13 protein-coding genes and 1 tRNA gene are annotated in these 18,934 nt (G+C 49.3%); 3 read left to right on the top strand and 11 right to left on the bottom strand.

What is annotated here, in order from left to right; genetic code table 11:
- Positions 1-92 precede the first annotated feature (92 nt).
- The 4 genes from M3080_RS04320 to M3080_RS04305 all read right to left on the bottom strand — a co-directional run bounded on the left by M3080_RS04320 (position 93) and on the right by M3080_RS04305 (position 4,262).
- A complete protein-coding gene (locus M3080_RS04320) occupies positions 93-1,310 on the bottom strand; it encodes an ABC transporter permease family protein (protein ID WP_249092048.1) in 1,218 nt (405 codons plus the stop codon).
- Positions 1,307-1,996, bottom strand: a complete 690-nt coding sequence (locus M3080_RS04315) for an ABC transporter ATP-binding protein (RefSeq protein ID WP_249092047.1) — start codon at positions 1,994-1,996, stop codon at positions 1,307-1,309. Before M3080_RS04315 ends, M3080_RS04320 begins: the two co-directional genes overlap by 4 nt.
- The gene (locus M3080_RS04310; protein ID WP_249092046.1) at positions 1,993-2,439 is read right to left on the bottom strand and encodes a hypothetical protein; all 447 of its coding nucleotides are present in this window, start codon (positions 2,437-2,439) and stop codon (positions 1,993-1,995) included. Before M3080_RS04310 ends, M3080_RS04315 begins: the two co-directional genes overlap by 4 nt.
- An 80-nt stretch (positions 2,440-2,519) precedes the next feature.
- On the bottom strand, positions 2,520-4,262 hold the full coding sequence (locus M3080_RS04305; protein ID WP_249092045.1) for an alkaline phosphatase: 1,743 nt from the start codon (positions 4,260-4,262) through the stop codon (positions 2,520-2,522).
- A gap of 303 nt (positions 4,263-4,565) precedes the next feature.
- Between M3080_RS04305 and dcuC the strand changes: the two genes are divergently transcribed.
- Positions 4,566-5,834: a C4-dicarboxylate transporter DcuC gene (gene dcuC, locus M3080_RS04300; RefSeq protein WP_249092044.1), complete on the top strand. Its 1,269-nt coding sequence runs from the start codon at positions 4,566-4,568 to the stop codon at positions 5,832-5,834.
- 115 nt (positions 5,835-5,949) lie between these two features.
- Here dcuC and M3080_RS04295 read toward each other — a convergent pair whose 3' ends face one another.
- The 4 genes from M3080_RS04295 to M3080_RS04280 all read right to left on the bottom strand — a co-directional run bounded on the left by M3080_RS04295 (position 5,950) and on the right by M3080_RS04280 (position 10,301).
- Positions 5,950-6,807: an NUDIX domain-containing protein gene (locus M3080_RS04295; protein WP_022473098.1), complete on the bottom strand. Its 858-nt coding sequence runs from the start codon at positions 6,805-6,807 to the stop codon at positions 5,950-5,952.
- A 27-nt stretch (positions 6,808-6,834) separates the two neighbouring features.
- Positions 6,835-8,352 (bottom strand): lysine--tRNA ligase, encoded by a 1,518-nt coding sequence (gene lysS, locus M3080_RS04290; RefSeq protein WP_022473099.1) that lies wholly within the window; start codon positions 8,350-8,352, stop codon positions 6,835-6,837.
- Between the two features lie 30 nt (positions 8,353-8,382).
- Positions 8,383-9,487, bottom strand: a protein-coding gene (gene prfB / locus M3080_RS04285; RefSeq protein WP_249092043.1) for a peptide chain release factor 2 whose coding sequence is annotated in 2 segments (ribosomal slippage) — positions 8,383-9,405 and positions 9,407-9,487 — 1,104 coding nt in all. Because the reading frame shifts where the segments join, the coding sequence is not laid out codon by codon here.
- A 37-nt stretch (positions 9,488-9,524) separates the two neighbouring features.
- Entirely contained in the window at positions 9,525-10,301 is a 777-nt protein-coding gene (locus M3080_RS04280) for a class I SAM-dependent methyltransferase (protein WP_249092042.1), read from the bottom strand.
- 173 nt (positions 10,302-10,474) lie between these two features.
- On the opposite strand from M3080_RS04280, the gene M3080_RS09360 reads away from it, so the two are divergent.
- Positions 10,475-12,724 carry an autotransporter outer membrane beta-barrel domain-containing protein gene (locus M3080_RS09360; protein ID WP_249092041.1) on the top strand — a complete coding sequence of 750 codons (2,250 nt, stop codon included), beginning with the start codon at positions 10,475-10,477 and terminating at the stop codon, positions 12,722-12,724.
- A gap of 37 nt (positions 12,725-12,761) precedes the next feature.
- On the opposite strand, the gene parC is transcribed toward M3080_RS09360, so the two are convergent.
- From parC to M3080_RS04260, 3 genes are all read right to left on the bottom strand, one after another.
- A complete protein-coding gene (parC, locus tag M3080_RS04270) occupies positions 12,762-15,116 on the bottom strand; it encodes a DNA topoisomerase IV subunit A (protein ID WP_249092186.1) in 2,355 nt (784 codons plus the stop codon).
- A gap of 290 nt (positions 15,117-15,406) precedes the next feature.
- A complete protein-coding gene (locus M3080_RS04265) occupies positions 15,407-17,377 on the bottom strand; it encodes a DNA topoisomerase IV subunit B (RefSeq protein WP_249092040.1) in 1,971 nt (656 codons plus the stop codon).
- Between the two features lie 94 nt (positions 17,378-17,471).
- Positions 17,472-17,547 (bottom strand) — tRNA-Arg (locus M3080_RS04260).
- A gap of 188 nt (positions 17,548-17,735) precedes the next feature.
- Between M3080_RS04260 and M3080_RS04255 the strand changes: the two genes are divergently transcribed.
- Positions 17,736-18,743: an IS4 family transposase gene (locus M3080_RS04255; protein WP_249092039.1), complete on the top strand. Its 1,008-nt coding sequence runs from the start codon at positions 17,736-17,738 to the stop codon at positions 18,741-18,743.
- The last annotated feature ends 191 nt before the right edge of the window (positions 18,744-18,934 follow it).

The following is an 18,934-nucleotide window of genomic DNA, read 5'->3' as shown; positions in this document are numbered from 1 at the left end:
TTTAAAGTAACAAGGTTGCCTTGGATGGCAACCTTATTGTGCAAAGCCAGAATGACTTAGCCGTATCAATTCAATGAATTTGAAGTGACAAATCACCTCAATTGTGAACGCCCGATTTTGATAGCCGGGAAAAGTGCGAAAACCGCCCCTAATCCCAACGTCAGCATTCCCACTTTTACTTCATCCAAGCCGACAGACGGCGTCATGGCGATTCCGGTGTCTTGCCCGATCACAATAGCTGCGATCTGAGCCAACCCATAACCACCTACCATGCCGATGATGACACCAGAAGCCACCACGGACATAATCAAAAGCCAAACAACCTGCATGACATAGCTTCTGGGCGCCCCCATTGTTCTTAATTGCAAAAATTGAGGTTTTCTTAACTCACCGAGAATAAAACCGGTGATGAGGACCGCCAGAAGGGAGATCATGACCGAACTGGCGGCAAACCACTCAAAAGCTACCATCGCGGAATCCAGCGTGGCATAAAGTTCTACTAACACCTCTCCGGTGAATATCGCCATTAAATTAACGGACTGACCCCGTGCATCTTGAGCGGAGGCTGACGATAAAAGCTGTCGGATTTTATAGGCATCCGAAATCGAAACCGGCTTGACAGCAATGGCTGAAAAACCCGGAAGTTTTTCGAATTGTCCCTGAGTGAGCCAGGACTCAAGTTTTGGCTCTTGAAGACCGCCATACTTTTCATGCATTGCCCAGATGGCTTCAATCGGCACTAAAACCGCCCGATCCCAAGGGGTCCCCGTTTCCGGTAAAAGGCCAACTACTTTAAAACCGCTATCGTGTTTGTGACCAACACCGGCAATTCGCCCATGGTGAGGGAAAACCGTCTGACCGATTTCCAAACCGCTATGCACCCCCGCCACAGCTTCATGCCGCGTCGCAAATACACGCCCTTGCTTAAGTTGTCGGCTTTCTCCCAAAGTGATAAAAGAGCGAGTCGTTCCCACCAAAGGGCTATCGTCCACACGGTCACCGAAAGCCAAAGGCGCACTCCACTTCACACCCTTATAACCGTTTAGCAGCGTCAGTGCAGAAGCCGGCGTCAAGGACACCATTTCATCCCTTAAATAGACCGTTGACAGTAGCAAGGAGGTCCTGCTTCCTTTAGCTCCCACCAAGATATCAAACTGTTCGGCTGCTTTCGCACTTGATGATTTAATCATCCGTTCTGTTTGACCGATGGCCGTTGCGATGGCTAACGCCAAGGCCAATATAAAAGCGAGTGAACACAGGATTTTGAAGGACTGACGGCACTCGTTTTTCAAAAAGAGCAATACTCTCATAGTCCGGGCCCCCGAATGGTTCCGTTTTCAATGGTCAACACTCGATTAAAACGCTTAAGCATCTGTGAGTCATGCGTTACAACGAGTAACGTTGCTTTTAAATCAAAGGCGGCGTTAATCAATGCCTCCATCACACGAAAAGCATTGCTGTAGTCCAAACTCGCTGTGGGCTCATCGGCCAATATTACTTTGGGCGAACTGATTAAAACACGAACCAATGCCGTGCGCTGCATTTCACCCCGGGAAAGAAGAGAGGCTTGCGTTTCAGCGGGCACTCCATACTGACGCAAAAGTTTTTCGGCCCTATCACGGTCGGCTCCCGTTATTTTTCCTCTGAAAGTAAGCGGCAACAGCGCGTTATCCAAGGCACTTAAACCACCGAACAGGCGAAAATCCTGAAAAAGAAATCCGCAATTTCTGCCTCTCCAGTCATCGCGACGGGCTTCTGAACAGTGACTCAGCAACTCATTACCCCAAGAAACAGTCCCCTGTTGAGGCGTCACAATGCCGCTGATGAGTTTTAAAAATGTCGATTTACCGCTGCCGGAAGTGCCCCTTATGCCCAAAACTTCACCGCTGGCGATTTCCAAATGCTCAATATCTAAAATCGTTCTGATCGATACGCCGTCTTTTACGTGATACTTAAGCCCTTTAACTCGGAGATCAAAAGGCCTTACGTTGCTCATTTCATAACCTCAAAGGTCGCGTCCACCAATCGAACCAAACTCACGAATCCCGTTTCCTGATCGGTTTTGGATCCCAGTTCCAACTTACCGATCACCACAATCGGTCGATTTGGTTGGACAAATTCTTGCTTGGCACTTAAATACACCACAATGATGTTGTCGGGCCAATCTTGGTCACTGTTACAGAACGGGCAGAGGCTCACCGGTTCACGCGTCATGACTAAAAAATCCGCCTCGGGTTTTAACGGCGGAGCCATAAAACCTTGAACAGACACCGTTTTGTTCGCCAAAGATTTCAATTTCGAGCTAAATTGCAGGCCCAAAATCGGATTACCCTCGTACATCTCCTCAAATCCGATTGAAGCGGTCGCGTCGGCTAAAGCCAATGTCGGCATAGAAGTTAGCGCAAACAGACATGCCGTCAGAAAACAGCGTCGTTTCATGAATACTCCTTTATTGAAAAGACGCCGCCGATTTCCCCCGAAACCGCCGGCGCACTTTTTCAATCACAACCTTGGGATCATTAACGGCCCAATGCAAGTGCCTCGGCCATCACACGGAAAATTTCCGTTGAATTCATGAAACCACGGATTTGATCGGCGTTAGGACCTCGGGCGGTAACAACCAAATCATCAACCGTGTGAACACCTTGGCTTTCGCTGCGCGGCAGGTTGCCTTCAACAAAGTGAGCGCTGGGAACGTCCTTGTATCGTGCGTCAGCCACATACTGTCCCTTTTCGTTTTGAACGGCCGGGTTAAAGGTTGCATCCGGGAAAGAGCGGTACGTTTCATAGTAATCGGGATGAGCGCCGAAGAAGACGGCTAAACGCTTACTAGGATTGAAGTCATCCGGGAAACCGTCCTTATCCTTATCCTCGTAGTTGGGATAACCAGCATTGGCGTAGACGCCAACCTTTTCGCGCCAATCATTGCCGGGCTTATTGTCATCAACCGTACCAGCCACGGAAATGGAGTGGGTATGGTCACCGGTGACGATCAAAAGGGTGTCGGGATGCTCATCGCAATACTTTTGAGCGGCTTCAACGACCTTGTCGAAAGCGATTGTGTCACCGACAGAGCGAGCCCAATCCAAGGGATGTGAATATTTGTCAACGAGACCAGCTTCGAGCATGAGGAAGAAACCGTCCTTGTTCTTTTCGAGCACTTTAACCGCGGCGTGGAAGGAATCGGTCAAATCCGGTTGATTGGGGAACTTCTTCACCGTGTTACCCTTCCATTGATGACGATCCACCCAACCGTCCATATTGCCGGTATGGAAAAGGCCGAGGAGCTTATCGCTGGCTCCAGCTTTTTCAACCAAGGCTGTACGGTCAGTAACAAGTGTGTAGCCTGCCTGCGTGAATTTTTCAATATAGTTGATATCATCTTTGCGCTTGGAACCCGCCGTCGATTTAGGCAGGAAATAGGCCGAGCCGCCACCCAAGATCACTTCAGGTTTAACGTTATAGAACATACCGACAATATCAGCCTTATCGGAACGTTTGCGGGTATGAGCAACAACAGAGGCGGGCGTTGCGTCTTCAATTTCAGCGTCGCTCACAACACCGACGGCCATCTTCGTCTTGCGGCGAATCAATTCGGCGATTGTTTCTTGTTTCGGATCGTCTTGACTTGCCTTGGTGCGGTCGGCATAAACACCCAAAGCGTTGACGCTTGACTTGTGGCCTGTCATGTAAGCGGAAGCCGTATTCGCACTATCGGCGGCGATTGTGTCAACCGAGCTCGTGCCAAGTAGGGCCATATGCGGCATATTGTCCATGGCTAGCGGAGCGTTATACATACCGTTTGTCACCCCTTTAGAAAGGATGCGGGCAGCCGTGCGATGGCCCACGGACAAACCATCGGCCAACAGCAAAATCACATTTTTAGCCTTAGGCTTGTCGCCTGTTGTGTACACATCCCAATTCACAGTTTTGGAGCTGTTGGGAGTCTTAACTGTCACGGTATACTGACCAGGATTTTTAATTTCCACGCCACGCACAATCAAAGCTGAGGCTTCAACCCCCTCCTCTTTTTCCATCCAAACTTCTTTTCCGGAAAGCGTTTGATTGAAGTTCTTGCCATTGATTTCAACGGTGACTTTATCGCGGGCTGTCACGTCATCTAGTTCAACCTTAAAATCAAAACGCGCGTTTGTCATAAAACGCGCGTGATCAACCGGGTAGATTTCGATGGCTTGTGCGTTCATGGCACACATACCTGCCAGAGCGCAAGCCACAGAGGCAACAATCTTTTTGGATTTCATCGTTAAGTCCCTTTAGAAAAATCTCACTGTAGTGAGTGGTTTGATGAATTGCCCCCAGTATAGGAAGGCTCTGTGAGCGTTCGATGACAACGATTTCTCAAAACTATGAATTTTTCTGCTCTTCAAGCCTGTTTATTCATTCTGATGTCACAGAAGAATTACTTTTTTGAGATTTGTTCAGATAGATAACATTTCATAACGCAAATCAAAGCAACGGAAATTCTCAGGGAAAGCCTGAGGGCAAGTAATGTGAGCTTTCTATAAAATTGCGCGCGGATAAAAACAATCCTCAGGAGATAAACAATGACTTTATTGAACTGGGTTGCGGTTATTGTCGTGATTTTGACAATCGCCGCCCTGATCAAGCGTTATGAAACGCGCTTGGTCCTCTTTACAGCCGGCTTGATTCTTTGCTGCGTATCCTTGCAGCCGATGACCGCTTTCAATGCGTTCGCAAAATCCATGACCAACGGCGGTTTGATCATGGCTATTTGCGCCTCGATGGGCTTTGCCTATGTGTCGTCCTACACTCGTTGCGACCAACACTTGGTGCACTTGCTCTCCAAGCCGATTCGTGGATTGGGCATTTTCTTGGTTCCGATCTGCACATTCGTGACGATGGTTATTAACATCGCCATTCCGTCGGCTTCCGGTTGCGCCGCCGCCGTGGGTTCCACGTTAATCCCTGTGATGCTTCGCGCCGGTATCCGTCCCGCCATGGCTGCCGCCTCTGTGATGATGGGAACGGCCGGTGGTGTGTTCTCTCCGGGTTCTGCCCACAACGCCTACATTGCCAAGATCTCCAATATGGAAATCATGGATTTGATCGCGTTACACACCCCGTATAGCCTCGTGCTCTGGGTTGTCGGTATTGTCGGTATCTTTGTGATGGCTATTATCTTCAAAGATAAAGGCGAAGCTACTGACAACATCCAAGTGAACATTGAACACAAGCAAGAAGAAATCGTTCGCCCGAACGTCATTTTCGCTTTGGTTCCGTTGCTCCCGATCGTCATTTTGGTCTTGGGTAACACGGTTGTTCCGCAAATCAAGATGGGCGTGGCTCAGGCCATGGTCTTGGGCGCCATCTTCTGCTTGCTCATCACCCGCGCCAATCCGCAAGATTTCTCCAAGACGTTCTTTAACGGCTTGGGTAAGGGCTACGGCAACATCTTGGGTATCATCATCGCCGCCGGTGTGTTCGCAGCCGGTTTGCGCGCTGCCGGTTTGATCGACACGTTCATTGCCTTGTTGCGTGAATCCAATGACATCGCCCGTTGGGGTGGTTCCTTGGGTCCGTGGTTCTTGGGCACGATTACCGGTTCCGGTGACGCCGCCACGTTCGCCTTCAACGAAGCCGTTACGCCGCATGCCGCCTCTTTCGGCATGGATATCCCGCATTTGGGTTCCTTGGCCTTCTTGTCCGGCACCTTGGGTCGTACGTCTTCTCCGATCGCCGGTGCCATGATGGTTGTGGCCGGTATCGCTATGGCTAACCCGATTGAAGTCGCCAAACGCACGATCGTTCCGTGCTTTATCGGCGTCATCATCTTGGCTATGATCATCGTCTAGTTCATAACCAAACTACGGTTGATTAAGGGGCAGTTCGCTGCCCCTTTTCTTTAGATACAAAAAAATCGCTCTCGGAATGCAACTCCTTGAGCGATTTTTTTGGCTAATCCTTCAATCAGATGATGACTTGACCTTTATAGTGCAGCCATTTTTCTTCGATACGCTGCCCCATGTGCGTCATGGTGGTCTCCGCAATACCGATACCTGCTGCGTACATCACCTTTTCTTGTTCAGCCATACGCAGGGCTTCCTGACAGTCAAAAGCGGCAAATTCCGACACTTCTCCGTCACGGTTTTCGAATCTCACACCTTCTTTAAGACGGCCCTCGTAATTTCGAACCACTTCTCTTAAGTAACCTTCCGGTACCGGCATTTCCTGCACAAAGCGGGCCGATTCAACAACCGTGAGATCATCGGCGCTTAATCCCGCTTCCTCAAAAAGCTCACGGTAAAGCGCATGTTCGGGTTCTTCGCTTGCCTTAACGAGGCCCGCAGCCAAACTGTCCCAAAGGCCACCGCCGATCACTTTGCCCGGACGGCGGCGAGCCAATACCGTACGACCCTCTTTATCGTAGGCCGTAAGGCGGATAGACGTTGTCATCAACCCCAACTTTCTGCAAAGAAGGCGAGGCGCTTGGCAAAACACGCCGTCGTAAACCGTTGCGCGAACATCGACGAGTTCACCGACATCTTCAGGCAGCTCACCCAATTCAGCCAAAATTCTGGCCGCTTTTTGCATGGCCGCCGTGCGTGCCGTAACCGATGAGCAATTTTCATCGGTCAAATAGAGGCTATCCATCAAACGAAAGTCACTTGTTGCTCCGGCAAGCTTCATCGCAAGCGTTTTTTTCACGCAACCGATAATTTCCTTACCGGCACGGAAACGCACATAGTCCGACGGAACAGGCTGCGTTACCCTCGCCTTCAATACCTCATAGGTCGCATAAACCGATTGGGCTGTGACTTCACTCATTTTCAAGCCTCCTATTTTTGCTCACTCTTAGGCTTCAGGACGCATATGCGGGAAGAGCAACACGTCACGGATACTGGCAGCATCCGTCAAAAGCATCACAAAGCGGTCAATACCGATACCGCAGCCGCCAGTCGGGGGAAGACCGAATTCCAACGCGCGGATGTAGTCGGCGTCGTAATACATGGCTTCATCATCGCCGTGAGCCTTAGCATCGGCCTGAGCCTTAAAGCGGGCGGCTTGGTCTTCCGGGTCATTCAATTCAGAGAAGCCGTTAGCGGTTTCACGACCAGCGATATAAAGCTCAAAGCGTTCCGTGAGTTCAGGATTGGTATCCGATGCACGAGCCAAGGGCGAAATTTCGACCGGGTAGTCAACGATAAAGGTCGGATCGATGAGCTTGGATTCAGCCACGGCTTCAAACAAAGCCATTTCCAGGGCTCCGCGGCCCACGTAATCGGGTTGCGGTTCGCCCAAACGCTTCAATTCACTGCGCAGGAATGCTTCATCGTCAATCTTGTCATCGGTGTATTGGGGAGCATACTTTTGAATTGCCTGACGCGGGGTCAAGCGATCAAAGGGCTTGCCCAAATCAATATCGTGGCCTTGATAGTGAACCATCGTCGAACCATTAACTTCCTGAGCGACATGACGCAAGATCGATTCCGTGAAATCCATCTGATCCTTGTACGTCCAATACGTCGCATAGAATTCCATCATCGTGAATTCAGGATTGTGACGAATGGACAAACCTTCGTTGCGGAAGTTGCGGTTTAATTCAAAGACGCGTTCAAAGCCGCCGACCACGAGACGCTTCAAATAAAGTTCCGGCGCAATACGCAAGTACATGTCCATATCGAGCGCGTTGTGGTGCGTGATGAAAGGCTTGGCATTGGCGCCGCCCGGAATCGGGTGCAACATCGGCGTTTCCACTTCCATGAAGCGGTTAGCCAACATATAGTTGCGGATGCAGGCAATGATCTTGCTACGCTTGATAAAGCGAGCGCGGCTATCTTCATTCATGATGAGATCAAGATAGCGCTGACGGTAGCAAATTTCCTGGTCAGACAAACCACGGAACTTTTCAGCTAGCGGACGAACGGCTTTGCTCATCAAACGAACCTTATGGACTCGAACAGAGAGTTCACCGCGCTTAGTCTTAAAGACCGTGCCTTCAGCAGCCACGATATCACCGATATCCATGGTCTTGAATTCGTCATAGGCTTCTTGGCCTACTTCAGAGGGCGAAAGGAAGTACTGCATCGTGCCCGTGCAATCACGAACCGTGGCGAAAGCGGCCTTACCCATCACACGCTTGAGCATCATACGGCCGGAAACCGCCACTTGATGGGCTTCGGCTTCGAGTTCCTCGGCGCTCTTTTCGCCGTAAGCCGCACGGATATCACCGAACAAATCCTTTCTGACAAAGTCATTGGGATAAGCGTGCCCCGTTTCACGCCACTTGGCGACCTTAGCGCGGCGCTCTGCGATGATATGGTTTTCATCTTCGGCCGCAACAGCGGCTTCCTGAACCTTGTTTTCTGCCATTTTTTTGTCCTTTTTACTTTCGCGCCTAGCTTAGACGCCTTGCTTGAGGCTAGCCTCAATAAATTGATCAAGATCGCCGTCCAACACAGCCTGCGTGTTGCCGGTTTCCACATTAGTTCTTAAATCCTTCACTCGTGACTGATCGAGCACATAAGAGCGAATCTGGTGTCCCCAGGCGATATCGCTCTTGGCATCTTCGGTCTGCTGCTGCACCTCACGACGCTTGCGCATTTCCGCTTCATAGAGCTTTGCCTTCAATTGACTCATGGCCTGCTCTTTGTTGCGGTGTTGGCTTCGGTCATTTTGACACACCGTCACAATGCCTGTCGGGATATGCGTGATGCGAACAGCCGATTCGGTCTTTTGAATATGCTGACCGCCGGCGCCGGAGGCGCGGAAAACGTCCACGCGCAAATCGGCCGGATTGATTTCCACTTCAAAACTATCGTCGATTTCAGGATAAACGTAGACGCTCGCAAAAGAGGTATGACGACGAGCATTGGCATCGAAGGGGCTTTTTCTCACCAAACGGTGCACGCCCGTTTCCGTGCGAAGCATCCCGTAAGCGTAATCACCCTGAATATAAATCGTGCAGCCCTTGATACCGGCCACTTCACCTTCGGTTTCTTCCTGCAATTCAACCGTAAAGCCTTTTCGCTCACCGTAGTGCAGGTACATGCGCTCGAGCATGCTCGCCCAATCTTGAGCTTCGGTGCCGCCGGCGCCCGCCTGAATTTCCAAATAGCAGTTGGCAGAATCCATCGGCTGATTAAACATCCGCTGGAATTCCAATTTTTCAACAGATTTTTCTAACTCGAAAACGTCTCCGCCCACCGCTTCAACGGTTGGATAATCTTCTTCGGCCATGGATAACTCGAAGAGTTCGGCCGCGTCATTGACACCGGCTGTAAGCGTTTTGAAAGCGCCCACCGTGTCATCGAGACGTTTCTTTTCTTTACTGACTTTTTGCGCGTTTTCCGGATTGTCCCAAAGCGCAGGATTTTCCATTTCGCGATTGACTTCTTCTAACCGGCGTTCCTGTCGGTCGATGTCAAAGATACCCCCTCAGCTCAACCAATCGAGCTGTGAGGTCAGAGATCTTGGCCTCAATTTGGTTTATACGCTCAGCGTCCATATTTCCCTTGAAGAAATAAAAGTGTTGAAATGTTTGATTATAAAGAAATTACAGGTTCTTTGAACGTAGGATTAAGCGCTTTGAGCCCATTAACCCAACGAATGCATCCAAGCTTCCATCGAGCTCGAAGCATTTGGGCGCGCTCGTAGAGTTCATCAACGGTGGTCTCAAGCTTGTCACCAGCAAAAGCCAATACCACACGATTGCCCTCATCAATTTCCGGCATAACGAGTGTACGGCCGGCGAAAGCTTCGTTAATGGCTTGATAACTTTTATCAAAACGACTGCCGAAAAGATTAAAACTGGCAACCGATCCTTTTTTATTCATCGCACGGCGACACAAACGGTAAAAGTCCACGTCATCGTAAACCGGTCCACGCGCTTGTTCGTCATAAATATCCACCTGCAGCCAGTCACAAGGATTAAAGTCCTTACGGGCCGCGATGAATTCTTTGGCATCGGCCAAATGAATGTCGAGCCGATCATCGGGCATCGGACATTTAAACCATTGCTGAGCACTCATCACGACATTGGGTGAAATCTCCGCCACATCAATCCGAGCCTTCGTGTATTTCCAACAAAATTTGGTGAGCGACGCTGCCCCCAAGCCCAATTGAACAATCTGACCTGGTTCTGGGTAGAAAAGCCCGCAGGCCATCATTTGTCTCGGGTATTCCAACACTAATTCAAAAGGTCGGCCGACTTTCATGGCGCCCTGAATCCAAGGCGAACCAAAATGCAGGTAACGAAAGCCTTCCTCTTCGGAGAAAAAGAGATTGGGACAGGGATCGGTGTCGTGACGGTGTTTTTTCATGGCAAGGCAGATAAAAATTTTTGCATTATTTTAGCGCCGAACGCCTAGTTTACAGGCAGTTCATAGCATAACGATAAGAAAATAATTTTGATTTTTCTCATCAATTTTTACCGACTGCCCCCGATAGAATCAATGCCCTTTGTATAACCTCCCACTAAATGAAAGGATAAGAAGTGGCTACTATCCAAAACCACCTCCTCTCTTTTAGCGTGCTGGCTCTTCTCAATGCTCACCTACCGGCGAGTCTTGCTCACACGCACCTCAATCTTTCTTCCAAACAACTGACAATCCACGACTTCACCGACTACGACGGCGTTTTTGTCTATAAAGACATTGAAGGCGATGCAACCCTTGCAACCGATGGAATCGTCTGGCTTGAATATGAAAGCCCTTCCGAAATGAGTCCTGCCCAGGACGATGAATGGATAGAAACTGTCTTTTTTCGCCAAAGCGGCGGCAAACTCAATTCGGGGAATTCATTGTCCATTGAGCTTAAAGCTCAAAATGTTCAATCAGCCGTTGGCATGGAAAGTAATTTTATTGACGGCTTTATTGCCCCAAATTTCCACCATTTAAACCTCTCCCTAAACGCTTCCTCGACAACACAAACGCTGGAAAATGCCGTGACTTGGGCTATTAACGATAGTGTTCTAACAAATGAGCAATTGCCTGAAGTCATTGACATCAAACTGCAAACTCAGGGACTGGCTGATGATGCGATCGCCAATGCCCTGCAAGTGTCAGAGTCGACCGTGAACTACAAAGGAACGTTGCGATTATCCGCCCAAGATCTCGATCAAAATGAAAAAGTCTATGCGTTAAGACTTTATGGCAGTCAATTTCATTTTGAAAGTTCAGGAAACTCTGTCATCAAAGGCGATGTACGACTAAACCAAAACTCAAAACTTTACCTTCACCTATCTCATGCGAGCGACCTTTTTGAAGGACGCATCGTCAACTCCGCTTACGAAAGTGCTCAGTCTCATATTGTGCTTTCTTCATCGGCTAAATGGATCACGCATGGTGATAACGCTCTTAACCGGTTTGACTGGAAAAAAGACGGCATCCTCGACTTAACCCATGCGCAAGACACTGTTCGGATCAATAACCATAACCTCAATAGCGACTGCACCTCAACCACTCAGATTGAGGACGGTGCTATTTTGCGTGTGAATATCCGAGATTCCGACATTGCCTCCAATCACTATAAACTCGCGTTAGGCGAAGTCTCCCCTATTACTTCTGACGGCTCTCGCGTTTTCGTCGAAATCATTGATTCACGAACCGATAAAACGACCGATGAAATCAATGTAGGCCTGATTTCGGTTGAAAATGTTGACGACAGTCACAGTAAGTTTTTTGCCGAAGCTCTGCCCTCTTATTACGAAACGGCGCTCGGCTCCTTTAAAACTCAAGGAGCGATCGGCACAGACGGTCGTGACGGTTTTGTGATCACCTCCATGGTGACAGACCGCATTGGCGCATCCGGCCTCGTAAAAAATATTCTGGATTTCACCTCAGGCGCAACCGTTACCCATGAGCAAAACGCCGATCGGGTTTTCTCCGCCGTCAGCGATCGTCTCTCACAAAGCCAAAATCGAGGTCTCTGGACAGATGTCAGAATTCAGGAGACCGAACTTAATCTTGACCACCGCTCTCGCTCTCATCGCATTGACACAAAGGCCTTAACCCTTGGCTATGACCGAAATGTCAAACTGCCGGTTATGAACGATGGAATCGCCGGTCTTTGGCTCTCACACAACCAAACCGATTCCGATTTAGAGGCGGCAAGTGGAGAAATTAATGAAACCGCTTTCGGTTTTTATCTTCACGGTATTACAGAGGACAATTACCGATTAATCCTTCTGGGGCATTATGGGGTTGGGGACCATTCGATCACGTCCGACGGTGTTTTTGGCACGGATCTAATCCGAAAACGCTCCCACTTTAAAGAGGATACTCAAACCTATGGCGTTGGACTTTATTTCGGATTCGTTCATCCGGAACTCTCCAGTGAATGGTTTTTTGAACCGTTTGTAAGCGGCTACACCTATTGGATAAAAAGAGATCCCACCAACACATTTGAAGGCGTCTCTTTTCAAACAGAAAAGGAGCATCAATCCATCACGAAGATTGGTGTCACGGCCGGCCACCGGATAACGGGCAGCGCTCCCCTTTCGCTTTACGCCCAAGCTGCTTGGGTTCACCGCTTTGGTCAATCCATGACCCTTGAAGGACAAGAAAATGGCAATGCTGAAACCTTCAAGACGGAGAATCTGCAGGAGTCCTGGGGGTATCTGAAACTTTCCGGTCAATGGCAAATAGACCGACAGTTCGCCATCGGCGCACAGGCTTTAGCGTTTGCTTCAAAGGTAGTCAAACCAAAGTACGAAATCGGAATTAACGGCAGTTACCTGTTCTAGAGACAATTCAGGGGGCCGGAGCCCCCTGATAGTTTCGTTAAAAGAGTGTTTCGGATGGCTCTTGCGGAGTATCCTGACTATCCTCAGTCTGAGCTTCTTTCTTTGGTAAAGGTTTCAAATCCGTGGCTTTCCAGCGGATATCCAACTGTTTACCCTTTCTGGCTCGGTGACCCATGTGGTACTCAAGCACGGCCTTTTTCACAGCGTATTCTCTTTCCTTGCCCCCGCGGCCGATTCCGGTGACGAGCACACCCTCGGCATCAATGGGTTTAGCCAAAAGAAGCGTTTCTGTCAGATTAAGATCCATGAGAACAACGCCCTTGCCGCCGCCCGGAAGCGTTCTTACTTCATTCATGTCATAAATGAGCAGTCGGCCTTCTTCAGACAAGCAAGCCAGGAGTGTTTGACCGTTGGCAACCACCTGAGGCGGCAGGATCTTCACGCCTTTTTCGGGTGCCTTGATGAAGTTCTTACCGGCACGAACTCGAGCAAAGAGGTCTTTAAACTGACAAATAAAGCCCATCCCTTCACTGGTAGCCATCACCACACGATCGTCAGGTTTAGCCACGCAGTAACCGATGATGTTTGTTCCTTTTTCAAGATCAATGAAACTGTTAACCGGCAGACCGTCACCTCGAGCGCTCGGCAAATCTGAAACCGCTATGGTGTAAACGCGGCCGTTGTCAGCCACCGCCACCATTTGATCGGTTGTGCGGCACTCGAACGCCACTCCAAAAGCGTCACCCATCTTATAAGTCATCACCGTCGCGTCATGGCCATGACCGGTGCGCGAGCGGACAAAGCCCTTTTGACTGATGACCACTGTCACGGGTTCATCCAACACCGACTGGCCCATTTCCGCACGAGCGGCCTCTTCGACCAAGGTACGACGCTTATCGCCATATTCAGCGGCATCCTGAGCGATTTCCTTGGCAATGAGGTTATTCATGAGTTTTTCGGAACCAAGCAGTCTTTCAAGTGAACTCTTAGTCTTATTGAGTTCTGCCAATTCGGCTTCAATTTTGATACCCACCAACCGAGCCAATTGGCGCAGGCGAATTTCCAAAATGTCTTCGACTTGGATTTCGCTTAACGGGAAACGCGCCATCAAGGCTTCTTTGGGATCATCGGCTTCACGAATAATTGCAATCACTTCATCCAAATTCAGGTACACCAAATGACGGCCTTCTAAAATATGGATGCGTTCAACGGTCTTCGTGAGTCTAAACTGCGTGCGCCGACGGACCGTTTGCACGCGGAAAGCCAACCATTCGTTAAGAATGTCGATAAGAGCCTTCTGACGCGGCTTACCGTCTGAGCCCACCATGACAAGATTGATGGAAACGTTGCTCTCAAGACTTGTCTGAGCCAAAAGGGCGTTCACAAACTCATCGCGGTCCACGTTCTTGGTTTTCGGTTCAAACACAAGTCGCGTGGGGGTTTCCTTGTCACTTTCATCACGAACAGTATCCAAAAGCGCCAACATGGCGGCTTTAGCCTGCTGCTGTTCGGCAGACAAAGTCTTTTTACCGGGCCTGACCTTCGGATTGGTGATTTCGCCCACTTCATTTAACACACGTTGAGCCGATGTATTGGGCGGCAACTCCGTCACAATTAAACGCCAGTGACCGCGTTGCATTTCTTCAAACGTGTAACGTGCGCGAACCTTCAGTGTGCCGCGTCCGGTCCGGTACGCATCTCGAATATCGTCCTTTTTGCTGATAATTTGTCCGCCCATCGGAAAGTCCGGTGCGGGCAATACCGTCATGACATCATCGAGCGTTGCCTCGGGCTTATCCAAAAGCATCAGGCAGGCTGCGGCCACTTCCTTGATATTGTGCGGCGGAATTTCCGTGGCCATACCGACGGCAATACCGCTTGATCCATTCAAAAGCACAAAAGGCAAGCGCGCAGGCAGCATTTGCGGCTCTTGGAAGGCACCATCGTAGTTGGGCATAAAGTCCACCGTGCCCTCGTCAATTTCGTCGAGAAGCAGACGGGAAATCTTGGTCAGACGAGCTTCGGTGTAACGCATAGCCGCCGCGCCGTCTCCATCTCGGCTGCCGAAATTACCCTGGCCCAACACCAAGGGATAGCGCATATTAAAGTCCTGCGCCATGCGAACCATGGCGTCATAAGCGGCGGTATCGCCGTGCGGGTGGAATTTACCTAACACATCACCCACCACACGGGCGCTCTTTACCGTTTTGGCTTCCGCACGCCCCAACCCCATCTCATGCATGGCATAAAGAATGCGGCGCTGCACGGGCTTTTGACCGTCACCGATGGCAGGCAACGCACGACCCTTCACCACCGACATGGCGTACTCGAGATAGGCGTGGCTTGCAAAGTGGGCAAGCGTCAACTGCTCACCATCGTCACCTGAGAGCACCGGGCGCGCTTCAAGGGGTACTGGCGTTTCCTCGGGCTCGTTTTCTTGCTCTTTGTCTTCGAGATCCTCGGCTTTTTCTGCTTGAAGAGATTCAACTGAAGATTTTTCCGAAGACAATTCTTCGCCGCTCACACCCTCGTCCTTTTCCTCAGTCACAACAACGTCTTCGGCGGGTTCCTCTGTGACTGACTCCTGCGCTTTTTGTTCTTCGTTTTGCTCAACGTTTTCTTCGCCGAAAAGATCAGCCGAAAACAAATCATCGGTATGCTTATTGCTCACGTCCGATCTCCTTAAATATCCACTTCAACCTGATCACCGTTGTTTTCCATCCATGCTCGGCGCATCGCGGCTTCCGAACGGCCCATCAACATATCAAACATTTCCCGGCTTTCCGACAATGTCATGTCTCCAAACGTCACCGGCATTAATCGGCGGGTTTCGGGATTTAAGGTCGTTTCCCAGAGCTGTTTATCGCTCATTTCCCCCAAACCTTTAAAGCGTGACACGGACACTTTTTCCATGTTGACTTTCTCTTTTTCGAGTTTTTTACGCTCAACGGCAAGTTCTCTTTCGTCCAGACAGTAAATGGTTCTGGCGGGCTTTCTTCCCGTTTTCGGCACATCCATACGGAATAGCGGCGGTCTGGCCACAAAAATGTGACCTTTTTTGATCAACGCCGGGAAGTGACGGAAAAAGAGCGTCAAAAGCAACACTTGAATGTGAGAGCCGTCCACATCGGCATCGGCCATAATGCAGATCTTGCCGTAACGAAGTTCGGACAAATCAGGCTCTTCATCAGGGCCATGCGGGTCGACGCCGATTGCCACCGAAATATCGTGAATTTCATTATTGGCAAAAATACGGTCACGATCCACTTCCCAAGTATTTAAAACCTTGCCTCGTAGCGGCAAAATCGCTTGAAAGTCTTTGTTGCGGCCTTTTTTAGCAGAACCACCGGCGGAGTCACCTTCGACTAAGAAAAGTTCATTTTTACTGATATCTTCACTTTCGCAATCAGTGAGCTTACCGGGCAAAACGGCCACGCTTGAGCCTTTGCGTTTTGTGACCTTTTTAGCTGAATTTTGTCGGGCTTGAGCTTGCTTAATTACGAGTTCGGCTAATTTTTTGCCCTCTTCCACGTGACCATTGAGCCAGAACTCAAATTGAGCACGCACAAAATTACTCACCAAACGCAGCGCATCACGGTTATTCAAACGCTCTTTCGTTTGGCCTTGGAATTGAGGATCGAGTACCTTGGCACTTAAAATGGCGCTCGCACGGGCAAAAACGTCTTCGGTTAAAAGCTTCACGTTCTTTTGCATCAGTCCATGCGCCTCAATGAAAGCCTTCATTGCAAGGTAAAGACCTTCACGCAAACCGGATTCATGCGTGCCGCCCGCGGGGGTCGGAATGAGGTTGACGTAACTTTCACGAACCGGCACCCCTTCTTCTTGCCAGGCCACCACCCAGCTTGCGCCTTCGCCAACGGCAAAGCCCATGGACTCATCGGTCGCATAGCCGCTCGATTCAAAAGGAGCGATCAAGGGTTCAGCCGTCATCTCAGAGAGCAAATACTCACGAAGTCCGCCTTCAAACTTCCAGGTCTGTGTGGTGCCGTTTTTCTCGTTATTAAAGACTACTTCGCAGCCGGGCATGAGCACGGCTTTAGAGCGCAATAAGCGTGTGAGTTGCTCCACAGGGATATTGGGGCTGTCAAAATATTTTGGATCAGGCCACACATGAACTTGCGTGCCGGTAGCCGATTTCGGACGAGGACTTTTTTGGCTAGTCAACGGTTCGATAACGTTGCCATCGGCAAACACAATACGGTGTTCTTTGCCTTCGCGCCAAACGGTCACTTCCAATCTTGTCGATAAGGCATTGGTCACGGAAACACCAACGCCGTGCAAGCCGCCGGCAAAGGAATAGGCTCCGCCTGATTCTTTTTCAAATTTGCCGCCTGCGTGAAGTTGAGTGAACACAAGCTGAACCGCCGGCACTCCCTCTTCTTTATGCAATCCAACCGGAATACCACGGCCATCATCGGTTACCGTGACGGAGCCGTCAGTGTGAAGCGTCACTTCAATGCGCGAAGCTCCCCCTGCCAACACTTCGTCACTTGAGTTATCGATGACTTCTTGAATGATGTGCAAAGGATTGTCCGTAAGGGTATACATGCCGGGGCGTTGTTTAACCGGTTCCAACCCTTTTAAGACCTTAATACTGGATTCGCCGTAATCAGAACGTTTGCTAGTAGCCATTGAAAAATAATCCGTATACCAAAACCGAGATCGCCTCAGACAACTTAATCTCAGGCGCATGGAGATGTGCTTTAAATTTTTCTAATGTCGACAATGGTGGCCCCGCCGGGACTCGAACCCAGAATTACAGCTTAGGAGGCTATCGTGATATCCTGTTTCACCACGGGGTCACACATCTCAGAATCGGCTAATTTTAAATGATTTCACTAACAAATGATGAGCTTGTACAGTGTTGTCCAAATAGAATTTAAAAAGTGAAGTCAAATTCTGTACGTTTGCGGTAGGGAAATAACGGACAGAAAAATGGCGGTTTTCTTTGTAGATTTTGAGTTTCCACACTAAAAATCAAAAAACCGCCATGGACACTTATTTTAGCGAAACTGCCAACCAAAATGCTCCGATCAGCTTCTTTGCGCAGCTGTTGAAATATCTCCCCCAAGCCTGGATCTTTGACGAAGATAAACGATTAAGCCCTAGAAGTAATGCTCGTCAATTTACTTTTTGGGATCAACTGGTTTGCTTACTGTTTTGCCATTTGGCTGGCTGTGACTCGTTAAGAGAGATTGAAGACGGTCTCATTTCTGCCGTCGGCAAACTTCAACATGCATCCGCTAAGGCCATGGGACGAACCACCTTGGCCTACGCCAATGAGCATCGTTCCTATGAGATAGCTAAGAATCTTTACTTTCGTTTATTGCAAACTTACGCCCAGCTTTTTAAAGGGCATTTGGACCAAGACTATTTCCATCCCGTCTACGCACTGGACTCTACAACCATTTCTGTGTGCCTATCACGTTTCCAATGGGCTCGATATCGACGAGCTAAAGGCGGTTTTAAGCTCCATACTGTGTTAGATGAAGATCTGCAACTGCCCGTTGTCATGAATATGACCCACGGGAAAAGAGCTGACGTGAAAGAAGCCAAGGCGGCCATTGAAGCTTTAGGATCAAAAGATATCACCGTCGTCATGGACAGAGGTTATAACGACTACAAACTGTTTATGTGGTTAACCCAACGGGGAACGAAGTTTGTCACGCGCATCAAAGATAATGCCAAAACCACACGTTTAAAGGATGACATCATTGAGGAAAAAGATAACTATGGGGACTATGGCTTTCAATTCACACAAGAACAAGCGAGAAAAGTTTGCGGAAATACTCGCTTCAGACTGGTGCAATGGTATGACTCTGAGAATAATCGCTGGTTTGATTTCCTGAGCAATGATTTCGATCTGACGGCCACACAGATAGCCGATCTATACCGTAAGCGCTGGCAAATCGAGTTGTTTTTCAAAAAGCTCAAGCAGAATCTAAAGATTAAAAGCTTTATAGGGACCTCGGAAAATGCCGTGATGACTCAAATATAGACAGCAGCCGTCGCAACCCTACTGATTGAGATATTAAGGCGCGTTGCTCGTTATCGTTGGAGTTTTTCGAGACTGTTGAAATTTGTAGGTTTGAATCTTCTGACGTATAAAAAATTGGACGTATGGATAAATCGACCGGATTTTCGAATACAGAAGCAGTCGCCGCCTAAAAAACAGCAACAAATGGAGTT

This window comes from Parasutterella secunda, assembly GCF_023336895.1.
Lineage (GTDB): Bacteria > Pseudomonadota > Gammaproteobacteria > Burkholderiales > Burkholderiaceae_F > Aphodousia > Aphodousia faecalis.
Note: the sequence above shows the minus strand (reverse complement) of the source record. Positions and strands in the feature narration are given on the sequence as shown.

Bases quoted from the DNA above. Each gene is read 5' to 3' on its own strand.
- M3080_RS04265 (WP_249092040.1), bottom strand. From the start codon at position 17,377: ATGGCTACTAGCAAACGTTCTGATTACGGCGAATCCAGTATTAAGGTC.
- M3080_RS04280 (WP_249092042.1), bottom strand. From the start codon at position 10,301: ATGAAAAAACACCGTCACGACACCGATCCCTGTCCCAATCTCTTTTTC.
- M3080_RS04315 (WP_249092047.1), bottom strand. From the start codon at position 1,996: ATGAGCAACGTAAGGCCTTTTGATCTCCGAGTTAAAGGGCTTAAGTAT.
- M3080_RS04305 (WP_249092045.1), bottom strand. From the start codon at position 4,262: ATGAAATCCAAAAAGATTGTTGCCTCTGTGGCTTGCGCTCTGGCAGGT.
- M3080_RS04295 (WP_022473098.1), bottom strand. From the start codon at position 6,807: ATGAGTGAAGTCACAGCCCAATCGGTTTATGCGACCTATGAGGTATTG.
- M3080_RS04310 (WP_249092046.1), bottom strand. From the start codon at position 2,439: ATGAAACGACGCTGTTTTCTGACGGCATGTCTGTTTGCGCTAACTTCT.
- lysS (WP_022473099.1), bottom strand. From the start codon at position 8,352: ATGGCAGAAAACAAGGTTCAGGAAGCCGCTGTTGCGGCCGAAGATGAA.
- dcuC (WP_249092044.1), top strand. From the start codon at position 4,566: ATGACTTTATTGAACTGGGTTGCGGTTATTGTCGTGATTTTGACAATC.
- M3080_RS04320 (WP_249092048.1), bottom strand. From the start codon at position 1,310: ATGAGAGTATTGCTCTTTTTGAAAAACGAGTGCCGTCAGTCCTTCAAA.
- M3080_RS04255 (WP_249092039.1), top strand. From the start codon at position 17,736: ATGGACACTTATTTTAGCGAAACTGCCAACCAAAATGCTCCGATCAGC.